The organism is Streptomyces sp. NPDC093149, from assembly GCF_044754145.1.
Taxonomy (GTDB): domain Bacteria; phylum Actinomycetota; class Actinomycetes; order Streptomycetales; family Streptomycetaceae; genus Streptomyces.
In genome coordinates, this window is sequence record NZ_JBIVON010000001.1 from 1,121,111 (window position 1) to 1,138,065 (window position 16,955).

Sequence of the window (16,955 nt, forward strand, 5' to 3'; positions counted from 1 at the left end):
CGGTGCTGCATGCGGCCAAGACCACTCCCGAGCGGGCACTGAGCGGATCGGATCGACAGCCCGTATCGAAGCAAGGTCGACTATTCTCCGATTCGAGCGGGTCCGGTTTCGGCTCCGCCACAGCGTTGGAGGAGGTGGGTCCGGTCACTGGGACCGACACAGGGACCGACGACGGCCGCGCGCAGGAGACGACTGCCGAGCGCAACGCGCGCTTCGAGCGGGACGCTCTCGGCTTCCTCGACCAGATGTACTCGGCCGCGCTGCGCATGACGCGCAACCCCGCAGACGCCGAGGACCTGGTCCAGGAGACGTATGCCAAGGCCTACGGCTCCTTCCACCAGTTCCGTGAGGGCACCAACCTCAAGGCGTGGATGTACCGCATCCTCACCAATACGTTCATCAACTCGTACCGCAAGAAGCAGCGCGAACCTCAGCGCAGCGCCGCCGAGGAGATCGAGGACTGGCAGCTGGCGCGCGCCGAGTCGCACATGTCGACCGGTCTGCGCTCCGCGGAGTCGCAGGCTCTCGACCACCTGCCCGACTCGGATGTGAAGTCCGCCCTGCAGGCGATCCCCGAAGAGTTCCGCATCGCCGTGTATCTCGCCGATGTAGAGGGCTTTGCCTACAAGGAGATCGCGGACATCATGGGGACTCCCATCGGTACGGTGATGTCCCGACTGCACCGGGGCCGCCGCCAGTTGCGCGGCATGCTGGAGGACTACGCCCGTGAGCGCGGGCTCGTCCCGGCCGGTGCCGGAGAGTCGGACGATCGGAAAGGCTCGGGCTCATGAGCTGCGGAGAGCCGCACGAGACGGACTGCTCAGAGGTCCTCGATCATCTCTATGAGTTCCTCGACCACGAGATGCCCGACAGCGACTGCACCAAGTTCGAGGTCCACTTCGAGGAGTGCTCCCCGTGCCTGGAGAAATACGGCCTGGAACAGGCCGTGAAGAAGCTGGTGAAGCGCTGCTGCGGCCAGGACGACGTGCCGACCGACCTGCGCTCCAAGGTGATGGGCCGGATCGATCTGATCCGCTCGGGACAGGCCGTGCCCGAGCAGGACGTGACGGCGTCGGAGACAGGACAGCCGACCCCCGCCACGGAATGACGCCGTAGCCCGGCGGCCGTCCCGCCGGGGACCGGCCGCCCGGTTGCGCCCCCGCATCATCCGCGTCCGCACCACATCACCCGAATGTGCTAATCGAGCTCATCGGGGCTCGGTGGGAAAAACAACTCGCTAGCCTGGCGCCTCCATTGACCATGTTGGGGGGCGGGCCGGGCGGGTGGGAGCGACACACGGGGCGGCGCGCGTGTACGTCCTGGTGGCCGCGGCCGGTGCCCTGCTCTGCGTGCTGCCCGCGCTGCGCACGGGTGCCGGGACCCCCTGGGCCACCGTCGGACTGCTGACCGCGCTCTATCTGGCCTGTGAACTCCCCGGGCGCTGCCCCTTCTTCGGCAGCTCCGTGCCGATCGGAGCCGGATCGTTCTTCCCGCTGCTGCTCGCCGCCGCCTTTCTGCTGCCGCCCGCCGCGGCCGGCCTGGTCGCGATCCCCGGATCGCTCGCCGGCCGGGTGGAGAACCGGCCCGCCGCCGCACGGCGGGTCTGGCGAGCCGCGCAGCTCGCCGTCACCGTCGGGGCCGCCTCGTCCGTCCACGGGCTGCTGGGCGGCGCGGCCACGCTCGGCGGGTCCGGCACCGACCGGCTCCCCGACCTCCCGTACGCCCTGCTGCCCGCCTGCGCGGCCGCCCTGGCCTTCAGCCTCGTCCTGGCCGCCCTGGACGGCTCCATCCTGGTCGCGGCCGAACGTCTGCCCGTACGACGCGCCTGGGACGGGCTGCTGTCCCGCTCGCTGGGACCGCACCTGGTGCACGGGCTCGCCGGACTGATGATGGCCGTGCTGTGGCGCGGTCCGTACGGTCCGGTGTCCGCGCTCATCGTCCTGCTGCCGATGTACATCTCCTGCTGGGTCTTCGCCCAGTACCACCGCGAGCACGCCGCCCACCGCGCCACCATCAGGGCACTGGTGCAGGCCGTCGACATCAAGGACGCGTACACCCGGGGGCACAGCGAACGGGTCGGACAGGCCTCCGTGCTCATCGCCCGTGAGCTGGGCATGGAGCGGGGCCGCCTGGAGGTCCTCCGGTTCGCCGGCATCCTGCACGACGTGGGCAAGCTCGGCGTCCCGACCCGGGTGCTCCGCAAGGACGGGCCGCTCACCCCGGAGGAACGGCGGGTGATCGAACTGCATCCGGAGTACGGGCACGAGATCGTCCGCGGCATCGGCTTCCTCGGCGAGGCCCGGGACGCGATCCTGCACCACCACGAACGGCTCGACGGCAGCGGCTACCCGTACGGGCTCAGCGGCCGGGCGATCCCCGAGTTCGCCCGGGTCGTCGCGGTGGCGGACGCCTTCGACGCGATGACGTCGACCCGGTCGTACCGCAGGGGGCGGCCGGTGCCCGCGGCGCTGGAGGAACTGAAGCGGTGCTCGGGCACGCAGTTCGATCCGCAGATGGTGCGGGCCCTGGTGCGCGGGGTGGAACGGCACGGGTGGTCGCCGTCGACCGCGGTGACGGCGGACGAGGCGATTCCGCGGCCACGGAGCGGGGAGGGACCGGTGTCCCCGGCACCGGCCCGTCCGCCGCGGCCGGACCCGTTCGGCACGGCGCCCGGTCCTCCGACGCCCGCCGACGGCCTCGGGGCGGCCCCCGGTCCGCAGCCGTCCGCGGACCGGCCCGGATGAGCCCGGTCCGCGCCCGGCGAAAGGCGCTGCCCCCGGCCGTCCTCGTCGTGCGCGGCGCCGCCGCCGCGCTCGCCGCCGCCGGACTCGGCCACACCCTCTGGGACGGTGTCCACCAACCCGGCCACGCCCTCGCCTTCGGGCTTCTCATCACCGTCGGTGAACTGGCCCGCTGGGGCGCGCTGCCGGGCGAACGCGAGCCCGCGCCGCTCGGGGCCGCGGGGGCACTCGCGTACGCCCTGCTCGGCCGCAGCGGCGGCCTGCCCACCGGCCACGGCGTCCTCCAGGTGGTCGCCGTGCTCGTCGCGGCACAGCTCGTCGCCTGCGTGCCGCACGTGGCCCGGGGCAGCGGACCCTCGCTCGACCGGGTGGCCCGCCGCATCCTGACCGTCGCCTTCGCCGCCGCGTGCTTCCAGCCGCTGTACAACTCCGGCCACGTCGCGAGCCGGCTCGGCGAAGGCCCGTACTACGTGCTCTTCCCGCTCCTGCTCCTCGTTCCGACCGCGCTGTGCGACGCCGTGCTCGCCGCGCTGCTGCTGCGCTCGCGCACCCGCCACCCGTACGGGCCGCTGCTCCACGACGAGCTGCGCGCCCTCGTCGGCATCGGGTCCGCGGTCGGTGCGACCGGGGTCGTGATGGCACTCGGGGTGGCCGTTGCCGGGCTGTGGGCGCTGCCCGTCCTGTGCGTACCGCTGCTGCTCACCCAGGTCTCGTTCCGCCGGTTCGTCGCCGTGCGCACCACCTACCGGCAGACGATCACCTCGCTCGCCCGGTCCACCGAGATCGCCGGGCACACCCCGCACGGCCATGCCCGCAGGGTCGCGACGCTCTGCACCGCCGTCGGCCGCGAGCTGGGGCTCTCCGGACACGAGCTGACCGTGCTGGAGTACGCGGCCCTGATGCACGACATCGGCCAGCTCTCCCTGGTCGATCCGGTCCCGGACGGCGCGACGGCCACCCTGCCCCCCGCCGAGCAGCGCCGCATCGCGCTGCTGGGCGGGGCCGTGGTCCGGCAGACCGGGGTGGACGCCGGGGTCGCGGTCGTGGTGGAACGACAGGCGGACCCCTTCCGCGAGCAGCCGCTTTCCGCCAGGATCGTCAGGGCCGTCAACGCATACGACGACCTCTCCGGGGAAAGTCTCATCGGGCCGCTGGGCGCGTTGGAACAACTCAGGCTCGGGACCGGTCACGACTATCAGCCCGAGGTCGTGGAATCCCTGGCCCGGGTCCTGGCACGGGACGGTCCGACTCCCGTCCCGCCCGGGTAACCCATGGGTAATGAGCGGGCGTCCGGCCGGGCATGGTTGGATGCGAAGAGGAGCGGAAAACGAGGGTGTCCAGTCGGGACGGGCGGGAATCGTGAGGATCTTCGGGAAGGTACGGCATCGGCCCTCCGCCTCTTGGCGGCAGGCCACGGACCGCGCGTTCACGCTGATCGGCGACGGCCGGTACGAGGACGCGGGCGCACTGCTGACACGTGCGGCGGACCTGGAACCCTGGCTCTCGGAGTCATGGTTCAACCTGGCGCTGCTGCACAAGTTCCGGCATGACTGGGAACAGGCGAGAGCCGCCGGCCTCAGGGCCGTCGCGCTGCTCGACAAGGAGTCCGGCGCTCCGGACTGGTGGAACGTCGGGATCGCCGCCACCGCGCTGCAGGACTGGCCGCTGGCGCGCCGCGCCTGGCAGGCGTACGGCCTGAAGGTGCCGGGCGCCGGGCAGCACACCTCGGCGGCCAACAGCGAGCCCGTCGGCATGGAGCTCGGCAGCGCCGCGGTACGGCTGTCGCCGGAGGGGGAGGCCGAGGTCGTCTGGGGCCGCAGGCTCGATCCGGCCCGGATGGAGGTGCTCTCCATCCCGCTGCCGTCGTCCGGCCGGCGCTGGGGAGAGGTCGTCCTGCACGACGGGGTGCCGCACGGCGAGCGGGTCACCGCGGCCGGCCCGGCGTACCCCGTCTTCGACGAGATCGAGCTGTGGGCGCCGTCCCCCGTTCCCACCTGGGTGGTGCTGCTGGAAGCGGCCACCGAGGCGGACCGGGACGCGTTGGAGCAGCTGGCCTCCGACGCGGGGTTCGCCGCCGAGGACTGGTCGTCCTCCGTGCGGCTGCTCTGCCGGGCCTGCTCGGAGAGCAGGATGGAGAGCGACGAGGGCGACGGCGAGCACCTGGACCCGCACGACCACAGCGAGCCGGGGCATCCGGGCCCGCTGGGGCACCGCACCGCCGGTGAGCTGTGGGTGCCCGAGCGCGAGTGCGGGATAGCGGCGCCGGCCGGGCTGGTGCGCGGACTGCTGGACGGCTGGGTGGCGGACAGCCCGGACAGCCGTGAGTGGCGGGATCTCGAAGAAGTCTGCTGACCGGTGCCCGTAGGCTGTACGGGCACCGGTCGCGGTGCTCGGGTACCCGGCCCGGACCTTCGGATGCCCGGGTTTCAGGTTTTGAGGAAGGCGTACGGCGGACATGGCGCAGCAGGAGACGGACGAGCAGATCACCCTCGACGACGAAGGTTTCGTCGTGGACACGGAGGACTGCGAGGCGCGCGAAGCGGCACATCGCGAGCGCGGTACCTCCCGTCCGATCACGGTCGTGGGCAACCCGGTGCTGCACAAGGAGTGCCGGGACGTCACCGAGTTCGACGACGAGCTCGCCCGGCTGATCGACGACATGTTCGCCAGCCAGCGGACGGCGGAGGGCGTCGGTCTGGCCGCCAACCAGATCGGCGTCGACCTGAAGGTCTTCGTCTACGACTGCCCGGACGACGACGGCGTACGGCACGTGGGCGCCGTCTGCAACCCGGTGCTCGAAGAGCTGGCGCCCGAGAACCGGGTCCTGGACGACTCCAACGAGGGCTGCCTCTCGGTCCCGACGGCGTACGCCTCGCTGGCCCGCCCGGACTACGCGGTGGTCCGCGGACAGGACGCCAAGGGCAACCCGGTCAGGATCCGCGGCAACGGCTACTTCGCCCGCTGCCTCCAGCACGAGACGGACCACCTGTACGGATACCTCTACATCGATCGGCTCTCGAAGCGGGACCGCAAGGACGCCCTGCGGCAGATGGCGGAGAACACGCCGCGCTACGAGATCGTGCCGAACGACTGACATCCGGCTGTCACCGACGGGCCCGGCACCCCCTGAGCGGGAGGCCGGGCCCATCGGTCCTTCTCCTTTGACCGGCCGTCAACCACCGTTCTCTCATGGGCGGTTGACGCGCGTCGACTCGTCCGACAAGCTCTCTCACCACATCTCCGTCGTGGTAGGGAGCCCCCCATGCTCAGACGCACCGCACGACTTCTGCTCGGTCTTGTCATGACCATGGCTTTCGCCTTGGGTGGGGCCGTGGTCACCGCCGGCACCGCACAGGCCGACGGCTGCTACACCTGGACCCGCACCCTGTCCCCCGGCGCCACCGGCAACGACGTGGTCCAGCTCCAGATACGGGTGGCCGGCTACCCCGGCTACAACTCCGTGCTCGCCGTCGACGGTTCCTACGGACCGGCCACCACCGCCGCCGTCAAGCGTTTCCAGGCCGCCTACGGTCTCGCCGCGGACGGCATCGCGGGTCCGGCCACCCAGGCCAAGATCTATGAGCTCCAGGACAACGACTGCACCCCGGCCCACTTCACGTACGCCGAGCACAACCAGTGCAACACGACCTGGGCGGGTGGTGCCGTCGCGGCGGGCACGGCGAAGGCCAACGCCCTGAGCACCATGTGGAAGCTGGAGGCGCTGCGGCACGCGCTCGGCGACCAGTCGATCCGGATCACCAGCGGATTCCGCTCCACCTCCTGCAACAGCGCGGTCGGCGGCGCGTCCAACAGCCGTCATCTGTACGGGGACGCGGCCGACCTCGGCGCCGGACCGCACGCGCTGTGCACCCTCGCCAAGGAGGCCCGCAACCACGGCTTCAACGGGATCCTCGGCCCCGGCTACCCGGACCACGGCGACCACGTCCACGTCAACCAGGGGCCCAGCCACTTCTGGTCGGCGCCGAACTGCGGCATCTGACACACGAGGGCCCCGTACGCCGGTCCGTCCGAACCGGCGTACGGGGCCCCTCTCCGTGTGCCGCTCGTGTCAGAAGGTCCTCGCCGTCAGCCGCGTCGCGCCCGTCGTCTGGACCGCGGCGCCGTCCGAGGCCCGCTCCGTCAGACGGAGCTGGGAGATGGCGTTGCGCAGGGTCAGCCCCCCGGCCGCGGTGTCCAGCTGCCAGCGCTGCGTACGCGCCGTCGCCGAACAGGCCCCGAGCGAGAGCTCCGCCCCCACCTCCAGCGGGGCGCCCAGGTACTTCTTTCCGCGCACCGCGTCCAGGCACTGACCGGTCTCGGACGACCGCACCGTGTAGTACCCGTCGGCGGTGGCCGTCAGCGTCCAGGATGCGGCACCGGCACCCACCAGGGAGACACCCGCGTCCGCGGCGGGGGAGAGCGCCCGGTCGCCCGCGGTCAGCCGGTACGTACCGTCGGCGAGCGGGGTGCGGTCGGTGTTCGACCAGCCCGGCGCGTGGCCGATCCGCCGGGCCAGTGCCTCGAAACCGGCATACGTCTCACTGGGTTTCGGGCCGCCCCAGGTGGCCTGTGCGAGGAAGCGCAGCGGCATGAAGGTCTTCGCCTCCACCTCGTTCTCGGTCTCGGCCGCCGCACTGTCCGGCCACAGGCTGATCTTGGCGCCGGTGAGGTTCGCGGCCGTCGCGGGCAGCGTCTCGCCCTCGAAGCGCAGCGGTGTCCAGTCGCTCTCGTAGAGCTGCCGCGTCTGCGTCGTGTAGCCGCCGCGCACCAGGTAGAGCGCGTACGCCGAGTTCATGACCTGCCGGCCCTCGGCGAGCAGCGCGGACGGCTTCTGGATGGCGCCGCCGCCCAGCCAGTGCTCCACGGTGATGTCACGGTTCAGCGGGACGACGCCGTTGCGGCCCGCCAGGCCGTCGTTCCAGATCCGCAGCGAACGGCCCTTGGCCTTCACATGCTCGTCGACCTGGTTGATGAAGTCGACGAAGAGGTCGTCGGGGGTCGCGCTCGCGCCGAACTTGGCGGTCGCCGCGGTCTGCAGCTGCGGGTAGTTCGGGTAGGACGAGCCGATCATGTACTCGTCGGCGCCCATGTGCCAGGTGCGGGTGTCCCACACCTTCAGGGCCTCGTCGACCATCGAGGTGTAGTACGTCAGCGCCTCGGGCCGGGAGATGTCGAGCCGGGGCGGGGAGGCGACGCCGTTCTTGTCCTTGAGCTGGAGCTCCGGGTGGTTCTCCAGGTAGGTGTCCATGTGGCCGGGGGAGTTGATCTCCGGCACCAGCTCGATGTGGTACTTCTTCGCCAGCGCGACCAGGGTGCGGACCTGCGGCTTCGTGTAGTAGCCCCAGAACGCCGAATCCGGGTCGGTGTCGCTCCTGACCTTGGCCTCGATCCACAGCTGGTTGAGCTTCTGGGACGCCATGTCCTTCATCAGCCGCTCGAACCACGGGATCGAGACGTTGATGTAGCAGGCGCACACCCCGACCCCGCGCTCACGGTACGCGGGCACGTCGGTCGCCGAACCGCGCGCGGCGCGGCCGTCGTCGTTCAGCAGTTGGAGGACGGTCCGCGAACCGTAGAAGACGCCGGTGGAGGTCGCGGCCGTGACCGTGACCCGGTCGCCGACATCGAGCCGATAGCCCTCCGCGCCCAGCGACTTCTTCAGGGACGGGTCCTGTCGCAGCATGATGTCGCCGGTACGGGCCGCCGCCGCGCCCCGCGACACCGAAGCCTTCCCCGTCAGTTCACCCGCGAAGCGGCGCGCGTCGTCCGCCGTGCGGCTGTCCCGCACCCCGTCCAGCACGATCCGCGCCCGGTCGGCCAGCGTGAACTCGCCCGCACTGGGCCGCCATTGGCGCAAAGAGGGCAGCACCTCGGGCGGTGGTGCGGCGGTCGCGTCCTCGGCCGCCGCGCTCTGCCAGGGCAGCAGCGCGGCGGCGAGCGCAGCCACTACGGCCCCTATGGTCCTTCGTCGTGCCATCCACATGTCCATAGACCGACCCTCTTGGGTCACCCGGGCCGTGGTCCATGGACAGGTGTGGTCAACGGTTGGACGAATGATCCGACGTCAGATCTGTTAGGTATCAGGCTACTTCGGTCATCGCGCCCGGGCCGCGGAAGGTACGGCGATAGGCGTTCGGCGTAGTGCCCAACGACCGTACGAACTGATGACGCAGCGCGGCAGCCGTTCCGAAGCCGGCGCGCCCGGCGATCGTGTCCACCGTTTCATCGGATGTCTCCAGGAGGTGCTGTGCCAGCAGCACCCGCTGACGGAGCAGCCAGCGGTACGGAGTGGTGCCCGTCTCCTGCTGGAAGCGGCGGGCGAAGGTGCGCGGGGACATGTGCGCCTGGGCGGCGAGCTGTTCGACGGTCATCTCCTGGTCGAGGTGGCGCTCCATCCAGGCCAGGGTCCCGCCGACCGTGTCGCACCGCGTGCGGGGCAGCGGCCGCTCGATGTACTGCGCCTGCCCGCCGTCGCGGTGCGGCGGCACCACCATGCGGCGGGCGATGGCGTTGGCGGCGTCGGGGCCGTACGCCTGCCGGACCAGATGCAGACAGGCGTCGATCCCGGCCGCCGTGCCCGCCGAGGTGATGACCGGGCCCTCGTCCACGTACAGCACATCGGGTTCGACGACCGCCCGCGGGAAGCGGCGGGCCAGTTCGTCGGCATGGCGCCAGTGGGTGGTGCAGCGGCGGCCGTCCAGCAGCCCGGCCGCCCCGAGCACATAGGCCCCGGAGCAGACGCTCATCACCCGGGCGCCCCGGTCCACGGCGCGGCGCAGGGCGTCGAGGATCTCCTCGGGGTAGTCCCGTGCGGCGAAGTGGCTGCCGGCCGGCACGGCGATGAGGTCGGCCTCCTCCAGGCGGTCGAGGCCGTACGGCGTACTGATGGTGAATCCGGCATGGGTCCGCAGCACCGGGCCCTCGGCGGAGACCACGGCGAAGTCGTGGACCGGCAGGCCCTCGTCGCTGCGGTCGAGCCCGAAGACCTCGCACAGCACACCCAGCTCGAAGGGATGGACCTCGTCGAGCAGCAGGGCGGCGACATTGTTCAGCATGACGCCAGTGTGGCAGTAATTCGATGGTCCATGACAGTCCTGCCACTGCCGCGATCCGTCCGCACGGACGAGAGTAGAGCCATGAACACATTCCTGAACGTCCTGGGCACAACCGCACTTTTCGCTCTCGTCCTGCTGCCCGCCCTGGCCGGACTCGCCCGGGAGCGCCGCATCGACCGCGAGCTGCGCGCCGCGGAACGGGCACGGAGCGACGGCCCCCCGGAAACGACGGACGCCGCGCAACCGGTCACGGCCGCGCGGCGTCCCTACGTCAGAAGCTGGGCGAGGATCTAGTGCGGATCACGCCGGGCTCGCCGACCCGGCCCGATCCGACCGAAAGACCTAGAAGTCGTCGTCGAACGCGACCGATCCCTCCACCGCCACCTGGTACGCGGACGGCCGGCGCTCGAAGAAGTTCGTCAGCTCCTGCACGCCCTGCAGCTCCATGAACGAGAACGGGTTCTCGGAGCCGTAGACCGCCGGGAAGCCCAGCCGGGTGAGCCGCTGGTCGGCCACGCACTCCAGGTACTGCCGCATCGACTCCGTGTTCATGCCCGGCAGACCGTCACCGCACAGATCGCGGCCGAACTGCAGCTCCGCCGCCACGGCCTCCTTCAGCATGTCGGTGACCTGCTGCTGGAGCTCGTCGTCGAAGAGGTCGGGCTCCTCCTTGCGGACGGTGTCCACGACCTCGAACGCGAAGTTCATGTGCATCGTCTCGTCACGGAAGACCCAGTTGGTACCCGTGGCGAGACCGTGCAGCAGACCCCGCGAGCGGAACCAGTAGACGTACGCGAACGCACCGTAGAAGAACAGCCCCTCGATGCACGCCGCGAAGCAGATCAGGTTCAACAGGAAGCGGCGGCGGTCGGCCTTCGTCTCCAGCCGCTCGATCTTCTCGACCGAATCCATCCACTTGAAGCAGAACTGCGCCTTCTCACGGATCGAGGGGATCTCCTCGACCGCGTCGAAAGCGGCGGCACGGTCGTCCGGGTCGGGCAGATAGGTGTCCAGCAGCGTCAGATAGAACTGGACGTGCACGGCCTCCTCGAAGAGCTGCCGCGACAGATACAGCCGCGCCTCGGGGGAGTTGATGTGCTTGTACAGCGTCAGCACGAGGTTGTTGGAGACGATCGAGTCACCCGTCGCGAAGAACGCGACGAGCCGGCCGATCATGTGCTGCTCGCCGGGGGAGAGCTTGGCGAGGTCGGCGACGTCGGAGTGGAGGTCGACCTCCTCCACCGTCCAGGTGTTCTTGATCGCGTCGCGGTAGCGCTCGTAGAAGTCCGGGTAGCGCATGGGCCGCAGGGTCAGCTCGAAGCCCGGGTCGAGCAGGTTCTTCTCGGAGTCGGTGGAGCTCATTACTGGCAGGCCTCGCAGGACTCGGGGTTTTCCAGGGAGCAGGCGATCGCGTCGGCGTCGGGCGTCGAAGCCTGCTGTACGGGGATGGGGGCGGTGGCCGCGGCCCGGCCGGAGGCCGCACGGGCGATCCGGGTCGCCGGGCGTGAGCGCAGGTAGTACGTCGTCTTCAGCCCCTGCTTCCAGGCGTACGCGTACATCGAGGAGAGCTTGCCGATCGTCGGCGTCTCCATGAAGAGGTTCAGCGACTGGCTCTGGTCGAGGAACGGCGTACGGGCCGCCGCCATGTCGATCAGTCCGCGCTGCGGGATCTCCCACGCCGTGCGGTACAGCGCCCGCACGTCCTCGGGGATCCAGGCGAAACCCTGCACGGAGCCGCTCGCCTCGCGCAGTGCCTCACGGGTCCGTGCGTCCCACACGCCGAGCTGCTTCAGCTCCTCCACCAGGTACGCGTTGACCTGGAGGAACTCACCGCTGAGCGTCTCGCGCTTGAAGAGGTTGGAGACCTGCGGCTCGATGCACTCGTACACACCTGCGATCGAGGCGATCGTCGCCGTGGGCGCGATGGCGAGCAGCAGCGAGTTGCGCATGCCGCTCCGCGCGACGCGGGCGCGCAGGGCGTCCCAGCGCTCCGGCCAGTTCAGCTCGGTGTCGTAGTGGTCGGGGTGCAGCACCCCGCGCGCGGCACGCGTCTCGGCCCAGGCGGGCAGCGGGCCCGACCGCTCGGCGAGCTCGCAGGACGCCTCGTACGCCGCGAGCATGATCCGCTCGGAGATCCTGGTGGAGAGCGCGCGTGCCTCGGGGGAGTCGAAGGGCAGCCGCAGCTGGAAGAAGACGTCCTGGAGGCCCATGGCGCCCAGGCCGACCGGGCGCCACTTCGCGTTGGAGCGGCCGGCCTGCTCGGTCGGGTAGAAGTTGATGTCGACGACCCGGTCGAGGAAGGTCACGGCGGTCCGGACGGTGGCGTCCAGCCGCTCCCAGTCGATGGTGCCGTCGGCGACGAACGCGCCGAGGTTGACCGAACCCAGGTTGCAGACGGCCGTCTCGCCGTCGTCGGTGACTTCGAGGATCTCGGTGCACAGATTCGAGGAGTGGACGACGCGGCCCGGCTCGGCGGTCTGGTTCGCGGTCCGGTTGGAGGCGTCCTTGAACGTCATCCAGCCCTGGCCGGTCTGCGCGAGGGTACGCATCATCCGGCCGTACAGCTCGCGGGCCGGCATCGACTTGCGGGCCAGCCCCTTGGCCTCGGCGGCCCGGTACGCGGCGTCGAAGTCGTCGCCCCACAGGTCGACCAGCTCGGGCACGTCCGCGGGCGAGAACAGCGACCAGTCGCCGTCCGCGTCGACCCGGCGCATGAACTCGTCCGGGATCCAGTGCGCCAGGTTGAGGTTGTGCGTACGCCGCTGGTCCTCGCCCGTGTTGTCGCGCAGCTCCAGGAACTCCTCGATGTCCGCGTGCCAGGTCTCCAGGTAGACGGCGGCGGCGCCCTTGCGGCGGCCGCCCTGGTTGACCGCGGCCACGGAGGCGTCGAGCGTCTTCAGGAACGGCACGATGCCGTTGGAGTGCCCGTTGGTGCCGCGGATCAGCGAACCGCGGGCGCGGATGCGGGAGTACGAGAGCCCGATGCCGCCCGCGTGCTTCGAGAGCCGCGCCACCTGGTGGTAGCGGTCGTAGATCGAGTCGAGCTCGTCGAGCGGGGAGTCCAGCAGATAGCAGGAGGACATCTGCGGGTGCCGCGTACCGGAGTTGAACAGGGTCGGCGAGGAGGGCAGATAGTCGAGCCGGCTCATCAGCCCGTACAGCGCGGCCACTTCGTCCAGGGCGCGCTGCGAATCGTCCTCGGCGAGACCGGACGCGACCCGCAGCATGAAGTGCTGGGGCGTCTCGATGACCTGGCGGGTGTGCGGGTGGCGCAGCAGATAGCGGCTGTGCAGGGTCCGCAGCCCGAAGTAACCGAACCGGTCGTCGGCGCCGTCGGCGAGCGAGCGTGCCACCAGCGCGTCGAGGGCGTCCGCGTGCAGCGCGACGAACTCGGCGGTCCGGTCCGCGATCAGGCCCTCGCGGTGCCCGACGGCGACGGAGGCGGAGAAGGAGACCGCGCCCTGGCCGACCGCCTCGTCCGCGATGGTGCGGGTCAGGAGCCTGGCGGCGAGCCGGGAGTAGGCGGGGTCCTCGGAGATCAGCCCTGCGGCGGCCTCGGTGGCCAGCGAGCGCAGCTCGGCCTCGTCCGACCGGGCGCTGCGGCCGCGCAGCGCGGCGGCGGCGACACGACCGGGGTCGGTGTCGGGCAGATCGACGGTGAGGTCGGTCAGGGTCCGCAGCAGTGCGGTCCCCGGTCCGTCGTGTGCGGTCCCCTCGGACTCGGCCGCTTCGGACACGGCGACTGAAGCCGGATCGGCTGGCGCGATGGTCACGTGGTGCTCTCCCTCGCTCGGCTCGGGGCCGGCGGGGAACGGGGCAGCCGGGCAGAGGCGGGCCCGGGCGGGGCAGCACTCCGTACGGCGTCCACCGGCCCATCCGCGAGGCCCGGACGTCTGGCATCCGGTTCGGTCGAGCCGGATGCGCTGTCGGCAGGTCCTCGGACTTGCTCGGGGGTGCGCAAAAGCGCACCGAACACACCGTTGCGGGACAGTTCCGGATTCGCACCGGATTCCCCTGCGGCGACAGCGAGCATGAGCATACATGTGGGGGCCGCCCGATGAGGCAGCCCCCACATGTTGTGTCGTGCAACGCGGGCCGGGCCTGCAGAACGAGCTGTACGGCCCTGTTCGGAGCCCGGGGGCCCCTGATCGCGCGGACGGCCCGCCGAGCCCCGTGGGAGGGGGCTCGGCGGGCCGCCGGCAGGTGTCGGAGCGTTCGTCAGTGGCCGCCGCCCGGAGCTCCGGCCGTGGCGGGCGGGAGCTCGACCTGGACGCCCGGGTCGCCCGCGTCGGCCGTGTAGTCGCCCGGGGCGGTCTCGTCGATTCCGGCGGGCGCCTTCACGGCGTTCAGGACGAACGTGAGCACCACCGTCACGACCACGTTCAGCACGAACGCCGTCAGGCCGATGTAACCGATCTCGCCGATGCCGGGAATCTCCTTGGACGAACCGCCGAAGTGCGCCTGGGTCGGGCTGGCGACCCCGTACGCGGCCACCGTGCCGTACACCATGCCCACCGCCCAGCCCGCGAGCAGCGCCCAGCGGTGGAACCAGCGGGTGAACAGGCCGCCGACCAGGGCCGGCATCGTCTGGAGGATCCAGATCCCGCCGAGCAGCTGGAAGTTGATCGCGACCGTCTTGTCCATGGTGAGGACGAAGGCGAGCGCACCGACCTTCACCAGCAGGGACACCAGCTTGGAGACCTTGGTCTCCTGCTCCGGGGTGGCGTCCGGCTTCAGGAAGTCCTTGTAGATGTTGCGGGTGAAGAGGTTCGCGGCGGCGATCGACATGATCGCGGCGGGCACCAGAGCGCCGATGCCGATGGCGGCGAACGCGACCCCCGCGAACCAGTCGGGGAACATGTTCTCGAACAGCTGGGGGATGGCCAACTGCCCGTTGTCCACCTTGATTCCGGCGGCGATCGCCATGAAGCCGAGCAGAGCGAGCAGGCCCAGCATCAGCGAGTACAGCGGCAGGATCGTGGTGTTGCGCCGGATCACGTTGCGGCTGCGGCTGGAGAGCGTCGCCGTGATCGAGTGCGGATACATGAAGAGCGCGAGCGCCGAGCCCAACGCCAGGGTGGCGTAACCCCATTGGCCCGCCTCGCCGGGTGCGAGCGCGCCGCGCGGCTTGCCGGTCGCCGGGTTGGTCTGCGAGAACGCCTCGCCCGCCTTGGCGAAGATGTCGTCGAAGCCGCCGAGTTTGATCGGGATGTAGATGATCGCCACCGTGATGACCAGGTAGATCAGCCCGTCCTTGACGAACGCGATCAGCGCCGGTGCCCGCAGGCCGGACGAGTAGGTGTAGGCGGCCAGCACGGCGAACGCGATCAGCAGCGGCAGGTCCTTGACGAACCAGTGGGTGTTCTCGCCGCCGCCGACTCCCATCACGTCCAGCACCGCCTGGATGCCGACGAGCTGGAGCGCGATGTACGGCATCGTGGCGAGGATGCCGGTGACGGCGACCGCCAGCGAGAGGCCCTTGGAGCCGAAGCGTCCGCGGACGAAGTCCGAGGTGGTGACGTACCCGTGCTTGTGCGAGACGGACCACAGCCGTGGCAGGAAGGTGAAGATCAGCGGGTACACGAGGATGGTGTACGGCACGGCGAAGAAGCCGGCCGCGCCCGCCGCGTAGATCGCCGCGGGCACGGCGACGAAGGTGTACGCGGTGTACAGGTCGCCGCCGAGCAGGAACCAGGTGACCCAGGTGCCGAACGACCGTCCGCCCAGGCCCCATTCGTCGAGGCTGGCCTCGTTCTCGGCCTTGCGCCAGCGCGCCGCCAGGAAGCCCATGACCGTGACGGCCAGGAAGAAGAAGATGAAGACGCCGAGCGCGACGCCGTTCACGCCGTCCTTCATGCCGACGCACCCCCCTTGCGGGCGCGCTGGTCACGCTGCCACAGCTTGTACGCGACCATCGTGAGCGCGGTGGAGATCAGCACCCAGAGCATCTGGTACCAGTAGAAGAACGGGATGCCGATGAAGGTGGGGTCCACCTTCGCGTACGAACTCACCCAGAGCATCGCCACGAACGGCGCGACGAGGCAGAGGGCGATGACCACCCGAACGGGCGTGACGGTGGGCGGTTTTCCTTCAGGGTCTGCTGCCATGCGGCGACTCCGTCCCCTCGCTGATCACCAGGTGTAATGCGCAGGAAATCTAGGGGAGGCTTCCGGTCACCGTCACCCCCTGTCCGCATTGCGGTCCGACAACGGTCCCGTGAACGGGATCGAATGTTCGGAATGTCGCCAGACGTGCGAGAGTCGGCCCGTGCGGAGGCAGACGAACGGCCCCCGTGGAGCGCTGCGTTCCACGGGGGCCGTCGACGGTCGTGTGCGCGGAAGCGAGGGCCGAGACCGGTCGGCCGCCGCGTCCGGGGTCAGTCCGTCGGCCGCTTCAGGCGTGCCACGAACTTGTACCGGTCGCCGCGGTAGACCGAGCGCACCCACTCCACCGGCTCGCCCCGCCCGTCCAGCGAGTGCCGGGACAGCATCAGCATCGGCAGGCCCACATCCGTACCGAGCAGTCCGGCCTCGCGCGGGGTGGCGAGCGAGGTCTCGATGGTCTCCTCGGCCTCGGCCAGCCGGACGTCGTACACCTCGGCCAGCGCGGTGTAGAGCGAGGTGTACTTCACCAGCGAACGGCGCAGCGCGGGGAAGCGTTTGGCCGAAAGATGCGTGGTCTCGATCGCCATCGGCTCCCCGCTGGCGAGCCGCAGCCGCTCGATCCGCAGCACGCGGCCACCGGCCGTGATGTCGAGCAGCCCGGCGAGCGTGTCGTCGGCCGTGACATAGCCGATGTCCAGCAACTGGGACGTCGGTTCCAGCCCCTGCGCGCGCATGTCCTCGGTGTACGAGGTGAGTTGCAGGGCTTGCGAGACCTTCGGCTTGGCGACGAAGGTGCCCTTGCCCTGGATGCGCTCCAGCCGGCCCTCGACGACCAGCTCCTGGAGCGCCTGGCGCACGGTGGTGCGCGAGGTGTCGAACTCGGCGGCCAGGGTCCGTTCCGGTGGCACGGGTGTGCCCGGCGGCATGGTGTCCGTCATGTCGAGGAGATGTCGCTTCAGCCGGTAGTACTTCGGGACGCGCGCCGTCCGCGTGGCCGCGCCCGTCTCGTTCTCCGTACTGCCCCCGTCGGCACCCATGGCCCGCCTTCCCGACTG

The 16,955-nt window shown here is 70.5% G+C and carries 15 protein-coding genes and 1 riboswitch; of the genes, 8 read left to right on the plus strand and 7 right to left on the minus strand.

What is annotated here, in order from left to right:
- Positions 1-134: 134 nt before the first annotated feature.
- The 7 genes from ACIQCZ_RS05280 (at position 135) to ACIQCZ_RS05310 (ending at position 6,741) form a co-directional block, all read left to right on the plus strand.
- Positions 135-791: a sigma-70 family RNA polymerase sigma factor gene (locus ACIQCZ_RS05280; RefSeq protein ID WP_189273941.1), complete on the plus strand. Its 657-nt coding sequence runs from the start codon at positions 135-137 to the stop codon at positions 789-791.
- Positions 788-1,108: a mycothiol system anti-sigma-R factor gene (rsrA, locus tag ACIQCZ_RS05285; protein ID WP_402279852.1), complete on the plus strand. Its 321-nt coding sequence runs from the start codon at positions 788-790 to the stop codon at positions 1,106-1,108. The genes ACIQCZ_RS05280 and rsrA overlap by 4 nt, the downstream gene beginning before the upstream one ends.
- A gap of 175 nt (positions 1,109-1,283) precedes the next feature.
- Positions 1,284-2,744, plus strand: coding sequence for an HD-GYP domain-containing protein (locus ACIQCZ_RS05290; RefSeq protein ID WP_402279853.1), 1,461 nt, complete (start codon positions 1,284-1,286; stop codon positions 2,742-2,744).
- Positions 2,741-4,009: an HD-GYP domain-containing protein gene (locus ACIQCZ_RS05295; protein ID WP_402279854.1), complete on the plus strand. Its 1,269-nt coding sequence runs from the start codon at positions 2,741-2,743 to the stop codon at positions 4,007-4,009. Before ACIQCZ_RS05290 ends, ACIQCZ_RS05295 begins: the two co-directional genes overlap by 4 nt.
- A gap of 91 nt (positions 4,010-4,100) precedes the next feature.
- Entirely contained in the window at positions 4,101-5,093 is a 993-nt protein-coding gene (locus ACIQCZ_RS05300) for a hypothetical protein (RefSeq protein ID WP_351075401.1), read from the plus strand.
- 103 nt (positions 5,094-5,196) lie between these two features.
- On the plus strand, positions 5,197-5,835 hold the full coding sequence (gene def / locus ACIQCZ_RS05305) for a peptide deformylase (protein ID WP_402279855.1): 639 nt from the start codon (positions 5,197-5,199) through the stop codon (positions 5,833-5,835).
- A 168-nt stretch (positions 5,836-6,003) separates the two neighbouring features.
- Positions 6,004-6,741, plus strand: coding sequence for a D-Ala-D-Ala carboxypeptidase family metallohydrolase (locus ACIQCZ_RS05310; protein ID WP_376283308.1), 738 nt, complete (start codon positions 6,004-6,006; stop codon positions 6,739-6,741).
- A 69-nt stretch (positions 6,742-6,810) separates the two neighbouring features.
- Here the strand turns inward: ACIQCZ_RS05310 and ACIQCZ_RS05315 are convergent, their stop codons facing one another.
- Positions 6,811-8,724 carry a family 20 glycosylhydrolase gene (locus ACIQCZ_RS05315; RefSeq protein ID WP_402280233.1) on the minus strand — a complete coding sequence of 638 codons (1,914 nt, stop codon included), beginning with the start codon at positions 8,722-8,724 and terminating at the stop codon, positions 6,811-6,813.
- 97 nt (positions 8,725-8,821) lie between these two features.
- Positions 8,822-9,796: a GlxA family transcriptional regulator gene (locus ACIQCZ_RS05320; RefSeq protein ID WP_402279858.1), complete on the minus strand. Its 975-nt coding sequence runs from the start codon at positions 9,794-9,796 to the stop codon at positions 8,822-8,824.
- A gap of 81 nt (positions 9,797-9,877) precedes the next feature.
- Here ACIQCZ_RS05320 and ACIQCZ_RS05325 point away from each other — a divergent pair, with 81 nt between their 5' ends.
- Entirely contained in the window at positions 9,878-10,090 is a 213-nt protein-coding gene (locus tag ACIQCZ_RS05325; RefSeq protein ID WP_376283313.1) for a hypothetical protein, read from the plus strand.
- 48 nt (positions 10,091-10,138) lie between these two features.
- On the opposite strand, the gene ACIQCZ_RS05330 is transcribed toward ACIQCZ_RS05325, so the two are convergent.
- From ACIQCZ_RS05330 to ACIQCZ_RS05350, 5 genes are all read right to left on the minus strand, one after another.
- On the minus strand, positions 10,139-11,158 hold the full coding sequence (locus tag ACIQCZ_RS05330; protein WP_351078468.1) for a ribonucleotide-diphosphate reductase subunit beta: 1,020 nt from the start codon (positions 11,156-11,158) through the stop codon (positions 10,139-10,141).
- Positions 11,158-13,569, minus strand: coding sequence for a ribonucleoside-diphosphate reductase subunit alpha (locus ACIQCZ_RS05335; RefSeq protein ID WP_402279860.1), 2,412 nt, complete (start codon positions 13,567-13,569; stop codon positions 11,158-11,160). Before ACIQCZ_RS05335 ends, ACIQCZ_RS05330 begins: the two co-directional genes overlap by 1 nt.
- Before the next feature lie 137 nt (positions 13,570-13,706).
- A riboswitch (cobalamin riboswitch) is annotated at positions 13,707-13,842 on the minus strand.
- 172 nt (positions 13,843-14,014) lie between these two features.
- Positions 14,015-15,652 carry a monocarboxylate uptake permease MctP gene (mctP, locus tag ACIQCZ_RS05340; protein ID WP_376272162.1) on the minus strand — a complete coding sequence of 546 codons (1,638 nt, stop codon included), beginning with the start codon at positions 15,650-15,652 and terminating at the stop codon, positions 14,015-14,017.
- Positions 15,649-15,903, minus strand: coding sequence for a DUF3311 domain-containing protein (locus ACIQCZ_RS05345; RefSeq protein WP_402279862.1), 255 nt, complete (start codon positions 15,901-15,903; stop codon positions 15,649-15,651). The genes mctP and ACIQCZ_RS05345 overlap by 4 nt, the downstream gene beginning before the upstream one ends.
- 269 nt (positions 15,904-16,172) lie before the next feature.
- Complete coding sequence (locus ACIQCZ_RS05350; RefSeq protein WP_362200975.1) at positions 16,173-16,937, minus strand: GntR family transcriptional regulator; 765 nt, start codon at positions 16,935-16,937, stop codon at positions 16,173-16,175.
- Positions 16,938-16,955: the final 18 nt, after the last annotated feature.

What these genes read in the sequence shown, in the direction of transcription:
- def (WP_402279855.1), top strand. Translation starts at nt 5,197, where the DNA reads ATGGCGCAGCAGGAGACGGACGAGCAGATCACCCTCGACGACGAAGGT.
- mctP (WP_376272162.1), bottom strand. Translation starts at nt 15,652, where the DNA reads ATGAAGGACGGCGTGAACGGCGTCGCGCTCGGCGTCTTCATCTTCTTC.
- ACIQCZ_RS05345 (WP_402279862.1), bottom strand. Translation starts at nt 15,903, where the DNA reads ATGGCAGCAGACCCTGAAGGAAAACCGCCCACCGTCACGCCCGTTCGG.
- ACIQCZ_RS05295 (WP_402279854.1), top strand. Translation starts at nt 2,741, where the DNA reads ATGAGCCCGGTCCGCGCCCGGCGAAAGGCGCTGCCCCCGGCCGTCCTC.
- ACIQCZ_RS05320 (WP_402279858.1), bottom strand. Translation starts at nt 9,796, where the DNA reads ATGCTGAACAATGTCGCCGCCCTGCTGCTCGACGAGGTCCATCCCTTC.
- ACIQCZ_RS05310 (WP_376283308.1), top strand. Translation starts at nt 6,004, where the DNA reads ATGCTCAGACGCACCGCACGACTTCTGCTCGGTCTTGTCATGACCATG.
- ACIQCZ_RS05315 (WP_402280233.1), bottom strand. Translation starts at nt 8,724, where the DNA reads ATGTGGATGGCACGACGAAGGACCATAGGGGCCGTAGTGGCTGCGCTC.
- ACIQCZ_RS05350 (WP_362200975.1), bottom strand. Translation starts at nt 16,937, where the DNA reads ATGGGTGCCGACGGGGGCAGTACGGAGAACGAGACGGGCGCGGCCACG.
- rsrA (WP_402279852.1), top strand. Translation starts at nt 788, where the DNA reads ATGAGCTGCGGAGAGCCGCACGAGACGGACTGCTCAGAGGTCCTCGAT.
- ACIQCZ_RS05330 (WP_351078468.1), bottom strand. Translation starts at nt 11,158, where the DNA reads ATGAGCTCCACCGACTCCGAGAAGAACCTGCTCGACCCGGGCTTCGAG.
- ACIQCZ_RS05325 (WP_376283313.1), top strand. Translation starts at nt 9,878, where the DNA reads ATGAACACATTCCTGAACGTCCTGGGCACAACCGCACTTTTCGCTCTC.